Origin of the sequence: Methylosinus sp. PW1, assembly GCF_000745215.1 — a bacterium.
Lineage (GTDB): Bacteria > Pseudomonadota > Alphaproteobacteria > Rhizobiales > Beijerinckiaceae > Methylosinus.
On the sequence record NZ_JQNK01000009.1, the window covers coordinates 1,448,576 to 1,464,040 of the forward strand.

Consider the following 15,465-nt stretch of genomic DNA (forward strand, 5'->3'; position numbering starts at 1 on the left):
TGATTTCCGACGACGCCGGCGCCGATCAAGCCGCTTCGTCGGCGGTCGAGGCGACGACCGGCTGCCCGGTGAGGCTCGCCACGAATTCGGCGAGCGGCGTCTCGATACGCGTGATGTTCTGCTCGGCGAGGAACTTCGCTTCATTTTTAGTCAGAGGGCCTTCGATCACGGCCCAATGCTGATCGGACGACCGCTTCATGATCTGCCGAGCAAAATTGCGCTCGAGCTGCGTCGTGAAGCGGCATCCGAGGAAGAGGAAATTGCGGCCCTTACGGATCGACTGAACCGATTCAGGAATCGGAGTCTGAATGTCGATTTCTGTCAGCACCTCGACATAGTCGGAGTCTGAGATGACGAAATTCGCGGCCGGCGTGACCGAGCCGATCGGCTGGTAGAGCAGTGTCTCCCACGAAAGAGTCTCTTCGGGAGCCTCGGCGGGGGCCTTGGCGCCGGATCCATCGCGGATGAATTCCTTATTGGGCACGAGCGACGAGTCGGGTCGGAAATAATTCACCCAATAGCCGAAATGTTCGGCTTGCGACACGCCTTGGACAATGCCCCAGCTCTTGCGCCCCGCGAGGGACTTCTGCGGCAGATCGTCGTACCAGGCATTGACCACCAGCGGCAGGCTCGGCTGCTCGGCGATCCAATTGTGCAGCACGCTCGGATCCGGCGACACCTCGAAAGCCTTTTTCATCGCCGCCGAGATTGTTTTGCGATGCTTGAAGTTCTCTATGTATTGAGCCGCAGCGGTGAGATTGTTGCGGATTTTGTGCGGAACGGTCGCAGCTTTGGTCAGCTGCACGACCAGCTCTTCGGGAGAGGCGGGAACCGGGTTCCCGCCTGTCGCCAGCGTCAGCACGCCGGGTCCGAGATAGGGTATCACGAGGCCTCGCTCAAACCCCGTTTTGATTGCGCTCAGCACTTGTGTTTCTCCTCTCGTCGAACCCGGATTGCCTGTACAGTCACTGAAGCGTGGCGCTCTTGGCGACGTCCAGTTTTTCCGGCGTCAGCTTGAAGGCGCCGCGACCGCCCGACAGCGCCATGTAGTCCATGGCGTATGCGTTCGTCAGCTTGGTGAACCACTCCTGACTGGAAAGGCTCGCCGGACGCTCACCGATCTCTTGCACGGTGCCGTCATTGAAAAAGCGGACATGAATGATGACAGATGCGTCGCTCATCTTGATTCCCCTCCGGTTGTCAGCGACCCGAGTCGAAGCCGAGCAGCTCGACCGTGACGTTCTCGGTTCCGAAATTGGCTTGGCAAGCGAGACGCGATTTCGAGCCCACGCCGACGATCGTGTCCAGCTGCTCGTTCTCGGCGCGCGTTGTCTTCGACAAGCTCTTCTTTCCTTCCTGGACGAAAAGATGGCAGGTGCCGCATTTGGCCTCGCCACCGCATTTGCTTTGGATCTTCTCCTCCGCTTTGAGAATCGCGTCCAGGAGTCTGCTGCCCGGCTCAACTTCGATGGTTTTGCCCGACGGCAGAATGGTCAGTACCGGCATGTCGTTCACTCCTCCTTGCCAAAGGTCCTCACGCCTTCTTTCCAGCAAGTTTCGAACCACTCTAAATTTCGTGCAGCTGCGCGCGCGACAGGGCGCATCGCGGGCAAATAGGCGCAGCGTTTTTGGGCATGATGGGGGTTTTCGTTCGCGCGGTTCGGCCACTCTCGGCCACTCGCGCCTCGGGTCACGTCCGTTTCTGGACAATGACGTGCCGGCAATGGACGCGCCGGCGCGAGGCCGGCGCATCTCTCACAGATAAATAGCGGCGCCCGCGCCGATATTGATCGAGGCGTCCTTCATCGTGCCGACAATGAAAGCGATCTGGCTTTCAGTCAGATGAGCATGGAACGGCAGCGCGACCGCGCGATCCGCGACTTTCTCGGTCACGAAGAAATTGCCGCGCCGATAGCCGAGATCGAAATAGTAGCGCTGCAAATGCAGCGGATGCGAATAGGCCGCGGCGTCGATCTTCTCGGTCTGCAGATCTTCGATGATCTGATCACGGCTGGAACGCGAGAAGCGCGTGCCGAGATGCACGACATAGAGGAACCAGTGAACCTCCTCGACGTCGGGCGCGATATAGGGATCTTTGATCCCCTCGAAGGACTTCACATATTGGTAGAACCAGCGCTCGACCCTGGTGCGGCGCGCGAGCAGCAGTTCCAGCCGTCGAAACTGCGCCAGACCGAGCGCCGCGGTGATGTCGCTCATCGCCGCCTGCATCGGGGGATAGGCGCCGAGCACCACCGAGGACCGCTCCGCGATCCGCCGGCTGCGAAGATTACGGATCGCCGAAGCGCGGTCATCGTCGTCCGTGACGATCATGCCTCCCTCGCCGCAGGCGATGACGCCGGGCTGAGAAAAGTCGAACACCGAGCAATCGCCGAAGGAGCCGACCAGCTTGCCCTTGTATATCGAGCCGATGGCCTCGGTCGAATCTTCGATGAGGATCAGCTTCTTCGCTTCGGCGAGCTGGCGAAACGGCTCCCAAGGCGCCGGATGTCCGTTGGAATTGCCGGCGACGATCGCTTTGGTCTTGTCGGTAATGACCGCTTCCGCCTTTTCCGGCGCCAAAGTGCCGGCCCAATAGTCGATGTCCGCGAACACCGGCCGCGCGCCGGAGAGCGCGATCGCATGCGTCGTCTCACGGAAAGAATGGGCGGACGCGACAACCTCGTCGCCCGGGCCAATGCCATAGGCGCGCAAGGTCAGCAAAAGGCCGATCGTCCCGCTGGACACGGCGATCGCATGCTTGCGGCCGAGATATGCGGCGAACTCCGCCTCGAATTCTTCGACTTTCGGTCCCGCGGACAGTCGCGGGGAAGTGATCGTCTCGACGACCGCATCCAGATCACTCTGGGCGAGGTCCGGATCATTCATCGGCAGAAGGGACGTCTGCATGCTCGCTCACCTTTTCGGGGCAACCACCAATCCTGTGGCGACGGTCGGATCCGCAGTGATCTTGACGCAATGATCGCGGGCGTCGATCAGAAACAGGTCGCAATTCTCATAGCTGCGGAACGGCGTCTCGTCCTGAATATCCGCCTTGTCGCATCTCATCGCCGTGAGGCCGGGCGCCACTTGTCTCAGAGCGGAAACGGCCGCCTGATCGGCGGCCGCCGTCGCGAGCGTAGCGTCGATCGTCTCGAGTTGCTCGGTCGCGATCGGCATTTGTCAGTCTCCACTTATTTTCTTGGCTTCGACCGTGATCGGAAGCGACGTCTCCGCCGCCATCTCGGGCAGCTGAAGCACCCAACCATTGGCGAGGGTCACTGTGCCGCCCCACAATTGAGGGCTACCCTGTTCGACGATCGGCTCTTCGAGATCCTTCTTCGGCACATAGGCCGAAAGAATGCCGTCGGAGCCTCTGCGGATCATGACTTTCACACTGCGCCTCGCTGTTAGGTTGACCCTTGTCGTTTAGCAATGTTCATACCGCGAGTCGTGCGAAAAATCAGCGCGTCAAACCGGCTCGATCTCCTCCTCGAAGCAGCCGATCACCGTCTTCTCGCCGAACTCCACGATATAGACGGGCGTATCGCTCTCGACATGCTGGCCGATCTGCACGATCTCGCCAGGATCGCCGGCCTTCACGAGCAGGGCGTCCGGCTCATGCCCCGGATGAGAGCCGTCGTTGAAGAGATCAACGGTGGCGCGCACCCGCATGCCCCAATCATATTTGATCATTGAGCCGCCTCTTGGGTCACGACCTCGACTGGCTCGAGCTCCTTCTTGCGCATCCCGACCTTGTAGCCAGTCTCCACGAACTCGACGCCATAGATGTAGAATTGCTGCAAAAACGTGCCGATGCTCGAGACGTAGCCGATCTCGCCTTTTTTGACGAGAATTTCGCCGACGTCCTTGCCCGGGAAGGTTCCGTCGTTTCGCACCACCTTCTTCGACTTGACTTTCTCACCATAGTTGAAGGCGGGCGGATCGTTCAGCTCGACGGCGCCGTCGTCACGGTTGATATTGCTCATATCCGTTCCTCGATTTGGCTGTGGTTGCGCTCCGAGACTTTCCGGCCGGACGGATCGGGCGTCTCTCCGAGCCGCGCTTCAGCGGTCTCGCGCACGATCGGGTCCTCGTCGGAGAGAAGCAGTCGTATGTCTGTCAGGGCCGCGCGCTGCGCCACCTCGTAGCGCACGCGCCAATCCGGGTCGCCGATCAGCGCGGGAAGCTGCGCGGCGTCGAGCCGCTGCGCCGCCTCGAAGCGGACGGTGGCGTCCGGGTCCGTCGTCATGCGTTTCAGCGCCTGCGGCGCGATGCGCTGCGCGACGACGCGCCGAACCTCGATCTCATCGTCGTCGATCATCAGCACGAGCAAATCGGGCGAAATTCGACGGGCGACGACCTGACGGACATAATAGTCGCGATCCTCGATCATCGGTAAAAGATCGACGGGGTCGAGCCGATGCGCGACCCTGATCCTCACCTCGCGATGCGGATCATTGCGAAGCTTGAGAAGATAGCGATCGGGAAGGCGCCGCGCAGCGCTCCAGCGGACCGTCTCTTCGGGATCGTCCAAAAGCGCCGGCAGGAGGAATATCTCGGCGGCTTTGGCGGCCCAGGCGCGCACCTCGAAATAGGGATGCGCGAGATAAATTCGCGCCAGCTTCGGATTCCAATCGAAGAAGCGATCGATCCGACGCGCATAGCGGTCGAACACGCAGGCGCGCAGCGGCTTGCAGCGGCCCTCGGCCAGAAGCTCGCCGTGAGGACATTGGCCGCAATCGACGGGTGCGCCTTGCCAGTCGATGGCCTCGTCGATCTCGTCAGTCGACATCCTCGGCCTCCCGTTGCGCGAGCACGGTGAGCAGCAAAGTGGCGCCGACCTTGTCGGTCGGGTCGAGCTCGAGGAGCTTTTGCGCGGCCTCTCGTCCCTCTTCATGCTCGCCCATGCGCATCTGCAGATACGCATAGCCTTTGAGCACGAACATGAAGAAGCGCGGCAGCACCGCCTCGTAGTTGGCGAAGTCGGCGTCGCCTTTTCGCACATCGCGCCAGTCGAGCGGCAGCGAATTATCGATCGCCGCCCTTGTCAGGCACGTCTTGGCGATCTCGAGCGTGTCCTCGAGACGGTTCTTGTAGAAGTAAAATCGGTAGAGTCCGATCAGCACCGCCACATGGGTCGGGGCCGCGCGACGCGCCTCGAACAGATGTTGTTCTGCGACGTCGCCGAGGTGGTAGGAAAGCGCCGCTTCGCGGAGATGACGCTCGGCTTCCGCCGGCAATCCGGCGCCGAAGACAGGAGAAGAGAGAATCTCGTCTCCCGTGTCGAAGGCCTCATTGCGTAGAGCGCCATCTCCGTTCAACATGAAGCGTTCCTATCCACTCACGCCACGGGGAGCTCCGGCAGCTCGACGACCGTCTGCGTCGTCGAGGAGCATCCGCAGGCCTTCGCCTTGGGATCGATGAAGGAGAAGCCAGTGGAGGTGGCCGTCTCCTTGAAGTCGATCGTCACGCCATCGAGCAGCAGGCGGCTCTGCGCCGGCAGAAACAGCTTGAAGCTCGGGAAGTCGAACGCCTGCTCGCCTTCGCGCGGAGCCGGCTGAACCGAGAATTCCGCGCTCATGCCCGAGCAGCCGCCCGGGGAGACGTGGAGGCTCAGGCCAAAGCCCGGACCGCCGTCGAACATGACGAGGCGACGGATGAACTTCTCCGCAGCGGGAGTGAATTGAATGTTCATGCCGCGCCCCCGGCAGCCTGATAACGCGGCAGCGAATTGTCGATGACGCAGGTGTCGTCGACCGGGCACACCGCGACGCATTGCGGCACATCGAAATAGCCGATGCACTCGGTGCACTTCTTGGGATTGATGACGAAGGTTCCGTTCTTCTCGGAGATCGCCACATTGGGGCATTCCGCCTCGCACGCCGAGCAGGACGTGCATTGCGAAGCAACGATCTTGTAGGTCATTTGCTTGCTCCTCCATCGAGCCGTCACTGAGCTGAAGAATCGCCGATTCTCTCGAGCTCTAATTCTCCGCGCATCCGCGGTCTTGACTGAAGCGCGGGCCGCTCGGCGGCTCGCGCTTCTTTAGCGGCGAATGCCGATCGCTTCCGTGTCAGGCCGTGATGAAGGCGCCCTGACGGAGAGTCGCGTCACCACGCTCCTTGTGCTCGATCTCGCCGGTCTTCACCTTGTCGAGATAGCGCTTGAAGTAGGTGATCGCCGACTGCTCGATGAACTCGAAGGCGAATTCATCGACCGGATCGATGCCGGCCTTGACCAGATCGTTCTTCGGGCAACCGCCGATCTTCGCGACGAACACGGCCGTGCAATCGTTGATCGCGCGGATGATCGTGTCGAGGCTGTCCTCCTCGCCATAACCGCCCTGGCAATACAGGTCGACACGACGATGACCGACGAACTTCGCGCCATGGGTGCTGAGCTCGTAGATCTGGAACTCCTTGGCGTGGCCAAAGTGCTCGTTGACACGGCCAGAGCCCTTGGTCGCCACGGCGATCAGGATCTTGATGTCGACATTGTCCTCGCCGGCGAGCGTCGCCAGCTCGGCGTTCTTGGCGGCGGCGACCTTCAGGCGCTCTTCCTCGACCTTCGTCTGATAAGCCTTGCGGCTCTCGAGATCATAGGTCACTTCCATGGCCATGATCTTGTCGGTCGTGAACTCGGCGCTGCGATCCTCGCCCAGCAGCCCGACCGCGTCGGCGCGGCACTGGCGGCAATGGCGCATCATGTTCATCTCGCCTTCACAGCTGTCCTGCAGCGCCTTCAGCTCCTGAGCCGTCGGGCCACGCTGGCCGTTGAGGCCGAACACGGTGCCGTGCTCGGGGGAAGAGATGAGCGGCATGATGTTGTGCAGGAACGCCCCGCGCGACTTCACGGCCTTGTTCACCTCGACGAGATGCTTGTCGTTGATGCCCGGGATCATGACCGAGTTGACCTTGCACAGAATGCCGCGCTCGGTCAGCATCTCGAGACCACGCATCTGGTGCTGCGTCAGGATCTCGGCGGCCTCACGGCCATAGATGCGCTTATGCTGCCAGTAGATCCAGGGATAGATCTGAGCGCCGACGTCAGGATCGACCATGTTGATGGTGATGGTGACGTGATCGACGTTATACTTGGCGATCGTGTCGACATGCTCCGGCAGAGCCAGACCATTCGTCGACAGGCAGAGCTTGATGTCCGGCGCGGTCGCGGCGATCAGCTCGAAGGTCTTGAAGGTCTTCTCCGGGTTGGCGAGCGGATCGCCGGGGCCGGCGATGCCGAGAACCGTCATCTGCGGGATCGTCGACGCGACGGCCAGGACCTTCTTGGAGGCCTGCTCGGGCGTCAGCTTCTCCGAGACGACGCCGGGGCGCGACTCGTTGGCGCAATCATATTTGCGATTGCAGTAGTTGCACTGAATGTTGCACGCCGGAGCGACAGCGACGTGCATGCGGGCGTAGTGGTGATGCGCCTCCTCGCTGTAGCAAGGATGGTTCTTGACCTTGTCCCAGATTTCCTGCGGAAGATCGTTCTCGCCAGCCGCCGTGCCGCAGCTCGCCTTGCCGCTGCCGCCGGAGGTGCCGCAGCCCTTGTGCTCGGCAATCTTCTGCATCACGTCATCGATCGATTCAGCCCCGCCGACCTCGACGGTTTCAGTAGATAGAGATTCCATGTTCGGTTCCTCACGATTTGAAGAGTTTCAAACCCTTGCGGAACGCAGTCGCGACATATCCGTCTGCCATTGCGCCGGCGCTGTCGCGGAAGCGGTGTCCGGGCACGAGGTTCGCAACAAGCATGCCATGCCGATGCCTGGCCCTAAGAACCTGAAATTATGAGATAAGCGCTGTTTGTTTGGAACCTGTCCAAATGCCGACACATGTCGGAAAGCGTCAGAAGCAGCTGTCGCGAACGCGACACTTCGCCGCAAAACCCGCGCAAGCCCAACGATAAAGCGGATATCGCCCCCGTCGGGCGCCCTCCCGCTCTGGCTCGGCGGCCGTGGACGTGAGGTCTCCCTTCCTTGCGCCGTCTCGCCCACGGCCGGCATTGGCGCGCAGCTTGCTTGCGGGCGCGTCATGAACGACCTCACCCGTGAAAACGATCTCGTCGACTTCGGCGAGCTTTCGCCCGCCGTCAACGAGCTCTTGCAAAAAGGCGTCCTGGCCTATCGAAGCGATCGGGCGCGCGCGGACGAATTGTTTCGGGAGGCGCTGGAGCTGTCTCCCCACGAGCTGCCCGCCTACTACTGCCTCTATAAGATTCATACTTACATGGGGAATCTGGAGGTCGCTTGGACCGTGGCCAATCAAGGCCTCGCCGAGGCGACCCGGCAGGCGGGCTGGTCGCTCGACCCGCGGAGCTGGCCGCCGAAAGAAACGGCGCCGGGCTCGGCCGAGCGCTTCGCATTGTACACTTTAAAGGCTTTGAGCTTCATTCAGCTGAAGCGCGGCAACAAGGCGGAAGCGATGGAAAACCTGGGGATTTTGAAGGTTCTGGACCCACCCGGCCATGTCGGCTGGACGGTTATCTACGAGCTGGCGCAAGGAGTTGCGTGAGGCGGCCCGAGGCCGGACGCGCGCGCGTCCGCGAGCGGAGCGCAGAACCGTCACGGCGACGGCATGTTAGTTGCTAAGCATTCCAGGGTGAACTATCGAATTCCCGCGGAACGTCAGGCACGTCGATGGGATACGAAGCTGGAAGCAGCATGAACACGGCTCAGGCTCGCGCGTTCGACCCGAGCGAATCTGCTCTCGTCGGAATCTACGAAATTTCGAAATTATTGGCGTCGCCCAACCGGCTCGAGAAGACGCTGGCGGGCGTGCTGGCGCTGCTGTCGAGCTTTCTCGACATGCGCCACGGCCTCATCGCGCTGCTCGACGCGCATGGCGACCCGGAAGTGGTCGTCGGGTCGGGCTGGAGCGAAGGGAACGCCAAGAAGTTTTTCGAGCATCTTCCCGAGCGGGCGGTCGGCCAGATCGTCGCGACCAAAATGCCGCTGGTGGTCGAGAATGTCGCCGCCTCGCCTCTGTTCGAAGGCACGGATCTCTCCGAATGGGGTCCGACCGACGGACAGCCTTTCTCGCTGATCGGCGTGCCGATCAAAGAGGCGGATGCGGTGGTCGGCACATTGACGGTCGATCGCGTCTATAGCGATCGGTCCTCGGTTCGCTTCGATCACGACGTGCGATTCCTGACAATGATCGCCAATCTGGTCGGCCAGACCTTGCGGCTCCACAAGCTGATCGCGCGCGACCGCGATCGGCTGATGCAGGAGAAGGCCCGGCTGGAGAAGGGCGATCGGCCGGCGGCGCATATAGAGGCGCGGCTGGACGGCATCAAAGGGATCGTCGGCGAGAGTCCGGCGGTGCGCGCCGTCGTCGACAAGATCCGCATCGTCGCCAAGGCGAAATCGACCGTGCTGCTGCGCGGCGAGTCGGGCACTGGCAAGGAGCTGTTCGCGGCCGCGATCCACAATCTCTCGCCGCGGCAGAGCAAGCCTTTCGTCAAGCTGAATTGCGCGGCCCTGCCGGAAAGCGTGCTGGAATCCGAGCTGTTCGGCCATGAGCGCGGCGCCTTCACCGGCGCGGCGGCCCTGCGCAAGGGCCGTTTCGAGCTCGCGGACGGCGGCACGCTGTTCCTGGACGAGATCGGCGACATCACGCCCGCTTTTCAGGCCAAGCTGCTGCGCGTGCTGCAGGAGGGCGAGTTCGAGCGCGTCGGCGGCGCCCGCACGATGAAGGTGGATGTGCGCTTCGTCTGCGCCACCAATCGTAATCTCGAGGAAGCGGTGCAGAAGGGCGAGTTCCGCGCCGATCTCTATTACCGCATCAGCGTCGTTCCGATCTTCCTACCGCCGCTACGCGACCGCAGAGGCGATCTGGCTCCGCTGGCCAATGAATTCCTGCGGCGCTTCAACAATGAGCAGAATGTCCATCTGAGCTTCTCCGAGTCGGCGATGGAAGTGCTCAGCGAATGCAATTTCCCGGGCAATATTCGCGAGCTCGAGAATTGCGTTTATCGGACGGCGACGTTGGCGCGCAACGACTCGATCGTGGACAAGGACTTCTCGTGCCGCAATGACGGTTGCCTCTCCTCCGTGCTGTGGAATGGCTCGCGGGAGTCGACGATCGGCGGATTGCATGCGCCGAGCTTCACGCCTCTGCCGATCGTCTCCAAGCCGCAGGCGCCGCCTCCACCGCCGGCGCGTCCTCCCGTGGCGCGTCCGCCGGTCGTCGAGGAGCCCGTCGTTCCCGTCGTCGCGGCGCAACCCGCGGCGGCGTGTCCAGGCGCAGAGAACTGTACCGTCATCGAGACGGATCATCGCTCCGATCGCGACAAGCTCATCGAGGCGATGGAACAGGCCGGATGGGTCAAAGCCAAAGCAGCCCGGCTGCTCGGGCTGACCCCTAGACAAATCGGCTATGCGCTGCAAAAATATGACATCCCGGTAAAGAAGTTTTGATTCCTGGAAAGAAGACGGCTCGCCAATGGCCGCAGAACCGGAAAGAATAAGCGACGATCCGCTCGACTGGCGCGGTCGCCCCATCCGCTGCAGGGAATGCTCCCATGTGGCGCTCAATCTCGAGGGGCTCTGCCGCAAGGGATCCGCCTGTGTGCGCGATCGCCGGGCCAAGCGTGTCGATCTCTTCTTCCGCGGACATCCGCATCTCGCGGATTCCTACCTCGATCACGCCTATTTCGAGGTGCGCGCCCGTGCGGCGCGCTACGCCTCGGTGCTGCGTCTGCCGCCGCTGCTCGACGATCCCGAGCCGGAGGTGCGGGCCACGGTCGCATCGCGCCTGCCGGCGTCGCGCATCGCCCATCTCGCGCATGATCCAGAGCCGCGCGTGCGCATCGTCGCCGCCAATCGGCTCGAAGGCGCCGCGCTCGTCGCAATGTATTCGGACCCGGATTATCTGGTCCGCATCCATGTCGTGCGGCGCATCGCGCCGGATTTGCTGAGCATGGCCGCCCATGACGAGGACCCAGAGGTGCGCCGCTGGGTCGCACGCCGCATTCCGGTGGAGCGGCTGCATCTTCTCGTTAAGGATCCGGAGCCGCTCGTGCGCCTCGTCGTCGCCGAGCGCCTGCCGGAGGATCGCCTCGCCGCCATGAGCAAGGACGAGGATTTGCGCATCCGCTTCACTGTCGCGGAACGCTGCTCAGCGGAACAGCTGCCCTCTTTCCTCGATGACGAGGACGAGCTGGTCCGCGCTTGCGCGCAAGCGCGGCTGGAAGGCAATTGATCATCACTGTCGATCAACGAACCAGGCAGGACGTATTCTGACAATCATGTCGGAATGCGCGCATGCTTTCTCTCGGCTCCGCCGGCGCGTCGCCAGACATAAAAAAAGCAATCCAGAGCCGGTGCGGCCCCTGGATTGCGTGGTCGTGTGCGAGCGTAAGGTCGTGTCAGACCGGACGATTCTCGTTGCGGTTGCGCACCGGACCCATGACTTCCAGGCCCTTCTCGAAGGTGATCTTCTCGAAAGTCTGATCGAAGGCTATGCCCGCATTGGCTACGGCGTCGATCTTGCCGCCGATCGACAGCTTCTTGAGATCGTTCTTCTCGATGTAGAACAGCTCGAGCAGCTCGTTATAGACCGTCGATTCGTCGATCGGCAGCACGTAGAAATTAATGCCGTCGATCTCGACCTGATATTTGCTGAGCAGGTCGATATTGTTGGCGAAGATGAAATATTTGCCATCCGGGGCGAGCAGCCCCTTCAGCACTTCGGCGACGTATCCGAGATGCTCGAAGGAGAGGACCCACTGCGCGAAAAAGTCGAAGGTGGGCTTGCCGGCTTCCGCCACCGCGATGACCTGATCGGAGCAGAGCTCCGGCGGGCGCGCCTCATCGGCGAACTGTTGGGCGAATTTCAGGGCGAGCTTGCCGCGGAAGCCGAAGCGCCCGGCCTTCTCCGTCGGTCCCTTGTGAACCGGGCTGAGCAGCCGCTTCTGCTCTTCCAAAGTCGCAAACGCCGTTTCAGTGATGCTTGTCATGTTGATTATCCGGATCGTTACGTAGCCAATCCGCCAGTTTGGCGAAGTTCTGCTTCAGGGAGTCACGCAGTCTCACATCATCGACCACCTCATCGAGCGCGCCAGTCATGCAGGCCATCCACGCATCGCGCTCGGCGGGTCCGATCGCGAAGCCCATGTGACGCATGCGCAGCCGGGGATGTCCCCGCTGTTCCGAATAGCTCTTCGGTCCGCCCAGCCATTCGGCCAGATAGAGCTTCAGAACCGCCTTGGTGGGGCCGAGATCGATCGCATGCATGGCGCGAATGCCCCGCGCCTGCGGCAGCTCGTCCATATTGCGGTAGAACGTCTCGACCAGACGGTCGATCGCCTCCTGGCCTCCGATGACGTCGAATGCGGTCTTTGTCGATTGCACGGCGTCCATTGTCATGCCTCGCGAGCTAGCAATTCATATGCCGAAGCATGGACCTACCACAGGGCGCGCGGCGGCGCGACGCGCCTGCGGGAAAGCGCGAGAGGCCCGCCCGATTTCGGCCGCCTCATGAGAATAAAGAGGCACGGCAAGGCGCAATTTTATGCATTCGCGCAGTCGGCGCCCGAATTTCAGTAGAACGCGCCCTTGACAGGTCCGGGGTCTGCTTCCTATGTCATCGCCAGCCTGCTGGCACTCGCCCATCATGAGTGCTAATAGGCATTTTATTCAATCTTTCGCCCGCGCGCTCCGGCCGGGCAGCAACGAAGGAAGACGACATGGCGTTCCGTCCCCTCCACGACCGCGTCGTGGTCAAGCGCCTCGAAGGCGAAGACAAGACCAAAGGCGGCATCATCATTCCGGACACCGCGAAAGAGAAGCCCGCCGAGGGCAAGATCATCGCCGTCGGCCCCGGCTCGCGCGACGAGAGCGGCAAGCTCGTCGCCCTCGACGTGAAGGAAGGCGACCGCGTGCTGTTCGGCAAATGGTCCGGCACCGAGGTCAAGATCGACGGGGAAGATCTCCTCATCATCAAGGAAAGCGACATTCTGGGCGTGATCGCCTGAGCCGCTAGACCCTCGCACCTTATTCTCTTCAACGGAGCCGAACGAAAATGGCAGCCAAGGACATTCGTTTTTCCTCCGACGCGCGCGACCGTATCCTGCGCGGCGTCGAAATCCTCGCCAATGCGGTGAAGGTCACTCTCGGCCCCAAGGGCCGCAACGTCGTCATCGAGAAGAGCTTCGGCGCTCCTCGCATCACCAAGGACGGCGTCACCGTCGCCAAGGAGATCGAGCTCGCCGACAAGTTCGAGAATCTCGGCGCGCAGCTCGTTCGTGAGGTCGCCTCCAAGCAGAACGACCTCGCCGGCGACGGCACCACGACGGCGACCGTGCTCGCCGCCGCCATCGCCAAGGAAGGCGCCAAGGCCGTCGCGGCCGGCCTCAACCCGCAGGATCTCAAGCGCGGCATCGACCTCGCGGTCGAGGCGGTCGTCGCTGATCTGAAGAAGAACTCCAAGAAGGTCACCTCCAACGACGAGATCGCCCAGGTCGGCACCATCTCGGCCAATGGCGACAGCTTCATCGGCCAGGAGATCGCCAAGGCGGTGCAGAAGGTCGGCAATGAGGGCGTGATCACGGTGGAAGAGGCCAAGAGCCTCGACTCCGAGACCGTCATCGTCGAGGGCCTGCAGTTCGACCGCGGCTATCTCTCCCCCTATTTCATCACCAACGCCGAGCGTCTCGTCGCGGAGCTCGAGGATCCCTACATCCTCATCCACGAGAAGAAGCTGTCGACGCTGCAGCCGCTGCTGCCGATCCTCGAGGCCGTTGTGCAGACCGGCAAGCCGCTGCTCATCATCGCCGAGGACGTCGAGGGCGAGGCTCTGGCCACGCTCGTCGTCAACAAGCTGCGCGGCGGCCTGAAGATCGCGGCCGTGAAGGCCCCTGGCTTCGGCGATCGTCGCAAGGCGCAGCTCGAGGACATCGCCATCCTCACCGGCGGCCAAGTGGTCTCCGAGGATCTCGGCATCAAGCTCGAGAACGTCACGCTTCCCTTGCTCGGCCGCGCCAAGCGCATCCGCATCGACAAGGAGAACACGACGATCATCGACGGCGCCGGCGAGAAGAAGGACATCGAGGCCCGCGTCGCTCAGATCAAGGCGCAGGTCGAGGAGGTCACCTCGGACTATGACCGTGAGAAGCTGCAGGAGCGTCTCGCCAAGCTCGCGGGCGGCGTCGCGGTGATCCGCGTCGGCGGTGCGACCGAGGTCGAGGTGAAGGAAAAGAAGGACCGCGTCGATGACGCGCTGAACGCCACCCGTGCCGCGGTGCAGGAAGGCATCTCGCCCGGCGGCGGCGTCGCCCTGCTGCGCGCCATCGCCGTGCTCGGCGACGTCAAGGTCGCCAATTCCGACCAGAAGACCGGCGTCGAGATCGTCCGCAAGGCGATCCAGGCTCCGGCTCGTCAGATCGTCGACAACGCCGGCGGCGACGGCGCGGTCGTGGTCGGCAAGCTGCTCGAGGCCACGGACTACAGCTTCGGCTATGACGCTCAGTCCGGCGAATATGGCGATCTGGTGAAGCTCGGCATCATCGACCCGACCAAGGTCGTCCGCACCGCTCTGCAGGACGCGGCCTCCGTCGCGGCGCTGATCGTCACCACCGAGGCGACGATCACCGAGCAGCCGAAGAAGGACGCCGGCCCGGCGCTGCCGCCCGGCGGCCCGGGCGGCGGCTACGACTTCTGATCTCGCTTCCGCGATCGAACGAAGAAGGCCCCGGAGAAATCCGGGGCCTTTTTGCTTCCCGCACCCCTCGACATGTGCGCGGCGGCACAGCAGCAGGACCGAAAATCTTCATATTGGGCAATGTTCAAACGGTCGGACGCCGAAGGGCGCGACGCCAGGAACCAGCAAAAGCGGCATTCGGCCGCAGCTCATTTGAAGAGTTCTCACAATGTTCAAGCGCATGATTTTGACCCTCGGTCTCGTCACCATCGCCGGCTCGGCTTCCGCTGGCGTCCAGTTGAACGGCTTCCAGCCCAACGCGCTCACCCAGAACGCGCTCACAAAGAACGCGCTCACGCAGAACGGCCGCGATCTCAACGCCCTCACGAAGAACGCCCTCGCGAAGAACGCGCTCGTCGACAATGGCGTGAAAGCCAACGCAGCGAGCCTGGAGCCGTCCCACGAGAACGGGCTCAGCGTCATCTCGATCGAGCTGCCGCAGGCGAAGTGATTTTTCGGCGAACCGACGAAAGAGGCCTTACGACGTTCGAGCGCGCCATTTTCACGCTCGGTCTTTTCGCTTTCACCGGCTCCGCGATGGCGGCGGTGTGCACGAGCTGCGGCTACAACACCATCTCGACCAATGGAGTCTCGCTCAACGCGATTGCCGACACCAGCGGGAAGACCGCCGGCGCGAACGGCTGGCGCCTCATCTCGGTCGAGCTGCCGGCCGACGCCTGGACCGCCAAATAATCTTCCGCGATCCTGGGACGGCCGGTTCACGCCGACCGCCTCCACCGCCGATCGAAAGCAAAGGACC

Annotated in this window: 22 protein-coding genes; 7 read left to right on the top strand and 15 right to left on the bottom strand. The window is 62.4% G+C overall.

All coding sequences use genetic code 11. From position 1 onward, the window contains the following. Positions 1-25 precede the first annotated feature (25 nt). From K369_RS16555 to nifB, 13 genes are all read right to left on the bottom strand, one after another. Positions 26-886: an SIR2 family protein gene (locus tag K369_RS16555; RefSeq protein WP_245278223.1), complete on the bottom strand. Its 861-nt coding sequence runs from the start codon at positions 884-886 to the stop codon at positions 26-28. A 79-nt stretch (positions 887-965) separates the two neighbouring features. Continuing rightward, positions 966-1,181, bottom strand: coding sequence for a hypothetical protein (locus K369_RS16560; protein ID WP_036292546.1), 216 nt, complete (start codon positions 1,179-1,181; stop codon positions 966-968). Between the two features lie 19 nt (positions 1,182-1,200). Continuing rightward, entirely contained in the window at positions 1,201-1,506 is a 306-nt protein-coding gene (locus K369_RS16565) for a 2Fe-2S iron-sulfur cluster-binding protein (protein WP_024881138.1), read from the bottom strand. A 249-nt stretch (positions 1,507-1,755) separates the two neighbouring features. Further along, complete coding sequence (locus K369_RS16570; protein ID WP_024881139.1) at positions 1,756-2,907, bottom strand: DegT/DnrJ/EryC1/StrS aminotransferase family protein; 1,152 nt, start codon at positions 2,905-2,907, stop codon at positions 1,756-1,758. Between the two features lie 6 nt (positions 2,908-2,913). Then, positions 2,914-3,177, bottom strand: a complete 264-nt coding sequence (locus tag K369_RS16575; protein WP_036292548.1) for a hypothetical protein — start codon at positions 3,175-3,177, stop codon at positions 2,914-2,916. A 3-nt stretch (positions 3,178-3,180) separates the two neighbouring features. Next, on the bottom strand, positions 3,181-3,393 hold the full coding sequence (gene nifT, locus K369_RS16580; RefSeq protein WP_036292550.1) for a putative nitrogen fixation protein NifT: 213 nt from the start codon (positions 3,391-3,393) through the stop codon (positions 3,181-3,183). 75 nt (positions 3,394-3,468) lie between these two features. Beyond that, positions 3,469-3,693 (bottom strand): nitrogen fixation protein NifZ, encoded by a 225-nt coding sequence (locus K369_RS16585; RefSeq protein WP_018267911.1) that lies wholly within the window; start codon positions 3,691-3,693, stop codon positions 3,469-3,471. After that, positions 3,690-3,986 (bottom strand): nitrogen fixation protein NifZ, encoded by a 297-nt coding sequence (locus K369_RS16590; RefSeq protein WP_018267910.1) that lies wholly within the window; start codon positions 3,984-3,986, stop codon positions 3,690-3,692. Before K369_RS16590 ends, K369_RS16585 begins: the two co-directional genes overlap by 4 nt. Beyond that, positions 3,983-4,792 (bottom strand): 4Fe4S-binding leucine-rich repeat protein, encoded by an 810-nt coding sequence (locus K369_RS16595; RefSeq protein WP_036292552.1) that lies wholly within the window; start codon positions 4,790-4,792, stop codon positions 3,983-3,985. The genes K369_RS16590 and K369_RS16595 overlap by 4 nt, the downstream gene beginning before the upstream one ends. Further along, positions 4,782-5,324: a hypothetical protein gene (locus K369_RS16600; protein ID WP_036292554.1), complete on the bottom strand. Its 543-nt coding sequence runs from the start codon at positions 5,322-5,324 to the stop codon at positions 4,782-4,784. Before K369_RS16600 ends, K369_RS16595 begins: the two co-directional genes overlap by 11 nt. Positions 5,325-5,341: 17 nt before the next feature. Further along, positions 5,342-5,695 (bottom strand): iron-sulfur cluster assembly accessory protein, encoded by a 354-nt coding sequence (locus K369_RS16605; protein ID WP_018267907.1) that lies wholly within the window; start codon positions 5,693-5,695, stop codon positions 5,342-5,344. Next, positions 5,692-5,925 carry a 4Fe-4S dicluster domain-containing protein gene (locus tag K369_RS16610; protein WP_018267906.1) on the bottom strand — a complete coding sequence of 78 codons (234 nt, stop codon included), beginning with the start codon at positions 5,923-5,925 and terminating at the stop codon, positions 5,692-5,694. Before K369_RS16610 ends, K369_RS16605 begins: the two co-directional genes overlap by 4 nt. A gap of 148 nt (positions 5,926-6,073) precedes the next feature. Next, positions 6,074-7,633, bottom strand: a complete 1,560-nt coding sequence (gene nifB, locus K369_RS16615; RefSeq protein ID WP_036292556.1) for a nitrogenase cofactor biosynthesis protein NifB — start codon at positions 7,631-7,633, stop codon at positions 6,074-6,076. 403 nt (positions 7,634-8,036) lie between these two features. Here nifB and K369_RS16620 point away from each other — a divergent pair, with 403 nt between their 5' ends. From K369_RS16620 to K369_RS16630, 3 genes are all read left to right on the top strand, one after another. Beyond that, on the top strand, positions 8,037-8,516 hold the full coding sequence (locus K369_RS16620) for a hypothetical protein (protein ID WP_036292558.1): 480 nt from the start codon (positions 8,037-8,039) through the stop codon (positions 8,514-8,516). 149 nt (positions 8,517-8,665) lie between these two features. Next, positions 8,666-10,423: a nif-specific transcriptional activator NifA gene (nifA, locus tag K369_RS16625; RefSeq protein WP_036292559.1), complete on the top strand. Its 1,758-nt coding sequence runs from the start codon at positions 8,666-8,668 to the stop codon at positions 10,421-10,423. A 25-nt stretch (positions 10,424-10,448) separates the two neighbouring features. After that, on the top strand, positions 10,449-11,207 hold the full coding sequence (locus K369_RS16630; RefSeq protein WP_036292560.1) for a 4Fe4S-binding leucine-rich repeat protein: 759 nt from the start codon (positions 10,449-10,451) through the stop codon (positions 11,205-11,207). 166 nt (positions 11,208-11,373) lie between these two features. On the opposite strand, the gene K369_RS16635 is transcribed toward K369_RS16630, so the two are convergent. Both K369_RS16635 and K369_RS16640 read right to left on the bottom strand, forming a co-directional pair. Further along, positions 11,374-11,964, bottom strand: coding sequence for a hypothetical protein (locus K369_RS16635; protein ID WP_036292561.1), 591 nt, complete (start codon positions 11,962-11,964; stop codon positions 11,374-11,376). Then, positions 11,948-12,367 (bottom strand): group II truncated hemoglobin, encoded by a 420-nt coding sequence (locus K369_RS16640; RefSeq protein ID WP_018267900.1) that lies wholly within the window; start codon positions 12,365-12,367, stop codon positions 11,948-11,950. The genes K369_RS16635 and K369_RS16640 overlap by 17 nt, the downstream gene beginning before the upstream one ends. Positions 12,368-12,693: 326 nt before the next feature. Between K369_RS16640 and groES the strand changes: the two genes are divergently transcribed. The 4 genes from groES to K369_RS16665 all read left to right on the top strand — a co-directional run bounded on the left by groES (position 12,694) and on the right by K369_RS16665 (position 15,398). Beyond that, a complete protein-coding gene (gene groES / locus K369_RS16650) occupies positions 12,694-12,981 on the top strand; it encodes a co-chaperone GroES (RefSeq protein ID WP_036292563.1) in 288 nt (95 codons plus the stop codon). A gap of 47 nt (positions 12,982-13,028) precedes the next feature. Beyond that, entirely contained in the window at positions 13,029-14,666 is a 1,638-nt protein-coding gene (groL, locus tag K369_RS16655) for a chaperonin GroEL (RefSeq protein WP_036292564.1), read from the top strand. Positions 14,667-14,874: 208 nt separating this feature from the next. Next, a complete protein-coding gene (locus tag K369_RS16660) occupies positions 14,875-15,156 on the top strand; it encodes a hypothetical protein (RefSeq protein ID WP_036292565.1) in 282 nt (93 codons plus the stop codon). Then, entirely contained in the window at positions 15,153-15,398 is a 246-nt protein-coding gene (locus K369_RS16665) for a hypothetical protein (protein WP_036292566.1), read from the top strand. Before K369_RS16660 ends, K369_RS16665 begins: the two co-directional genes overlap by 4 nt. Positions 15,399-15,465: the final 67 nt, after the last annotated feature.

Excerpts from the sequence above, each read along its gene's own strand:
- K369_RS16560 (WP_036292546.1), bottom strand. The coding sequence starts at position 1,181 with ATGAGCGACGCATCTGTCATCATTCATGTCCGCTTTTTCAATGACGGC.
- K369_RS16565 (WP_024881138.1), bottom strand. The coding sequence starts at position 1,506 with ATGCCGGTACTGACCATTCTGCCGTCGGGCAAAACCATCGAAGTTGAG.
- K369_RS16570 (WP_024881139.1), bottom strand. The coding sequence starts at position 2,907 with ATGCAGACGTCCCTTCTGCCGATGAATGATCCGGACCTCGCCCAGAGT.
- K369_RS16575 (WP_036292548.1), bottom strand. The coding sequence starts at position 3,177 with ATGCCGATCGCGACCGAGCAACTCGAGACGATCGACGCTACGCTCGCG.
- K369_RS16585 (WP_018267911.1), bottom strand. The coding sequence starts at position 3,693 with ATGATCAAATATGATTGGGGCATGCGGGTGCGCGCCACCGTTGATCTC.
- K369_RS16590 (WP_018267910.1), bottom strand. The coding sequence starts at position 3,986 with ATGAGCAATATCAACCGTGACGACGGCGCCGTCGAGCTGAACGATCCG.
- K369_RS16595 (WP_036292552.1), bottom strand. The coding sequence starts at position 4,792 with ATGTCGACTGACGAGATCGACGAGGCCATCGACTGGCAAGGCGCACCC.
- K369_RS16600 (WP_036292554.1), bottom strand. The coding sequence starts at position 5,324 with ATGTTGAACGGAGATGGCGCTCTACGCAATGAGGCCTTCGACACGGGA.
- K369_RS16605 (WP_018267907.1), bottom strand. The coding sequence starts at position 5,695 with ATGAACATTCAATTCACTCCCGCTGCGGAGAAGTTCATCCGTCGCCTC.
- K369_RS16610 (WP_018267906.1), bottom strand. The coding sequence starts at position 5,925 with ATGACCTACAAGATCGTTGCTTCGCAATGCACGTCCTGCTCGGCGTGC.
- nifB (WP_036292556.1), bottom strand. The coding sequence starts at position 7,633 with ATGGAATCTCTATCTACTGAAACCGTCGAGGTCGGCGGGGCTGAATCG.
- K369_RS16620 (WP_036292558.1), top strand. The coding sequence starts at position 8,037 with ATGAACGACCTCACCCGTGAAAACGATCTCGTCGACTTCGGCGAGCTT.
- nifA (WP_036292559.1), top strand. The coding sequence starts at position 8,666 with ATGAACACGGCTCAGGCTCGCGCGTTCGACCCGAGCGAATCTGCTCTC.
- K369_RS16630 (WP_036292560.1), top strand. The coding sequence starts at position 10,449 with ATGGCCGCAGAACCGGAAAGAATAAGCGACGATCCGCTCGACTGGCGC.
- K369_RS16635 (WP_036292561.1), bottom strand. The coding sequence starts at position 11,964 with ATGACAAGCATCACTGAAACGGCGTTTGCGACTTTGGAAGAGCAGAAG.
- K369_RS16640 (WP_018267900.1), bottom strand. The coding sequence starts at position 12,367 with ATGGACGCCGTGCAATCGACAAAGACCGCATTCGACGTCATCGGAGGC.
- groES (WP_036292563.1), top strand. The coding sequence starts at position 12,694 with ATGGCGTTCCGTCCCCTCCACGACCGCGTCGTGGTCAAGCGCCTCGAA.
- groL (WP_036292564.1), top strand. The coding sequence starts at position 13,029 with ATGGCAGCCAAGGACATTCGTTTTTCCTCCGACGCGCGCGACCGTATC.
- K369_RS16660 (WP_036292565.1), top strand. The coding sequence starts at position 14,875 with ATGTTCAAGCGCATGATTTTGACCCTCGGTCTCGTCACCATCGCCGGC.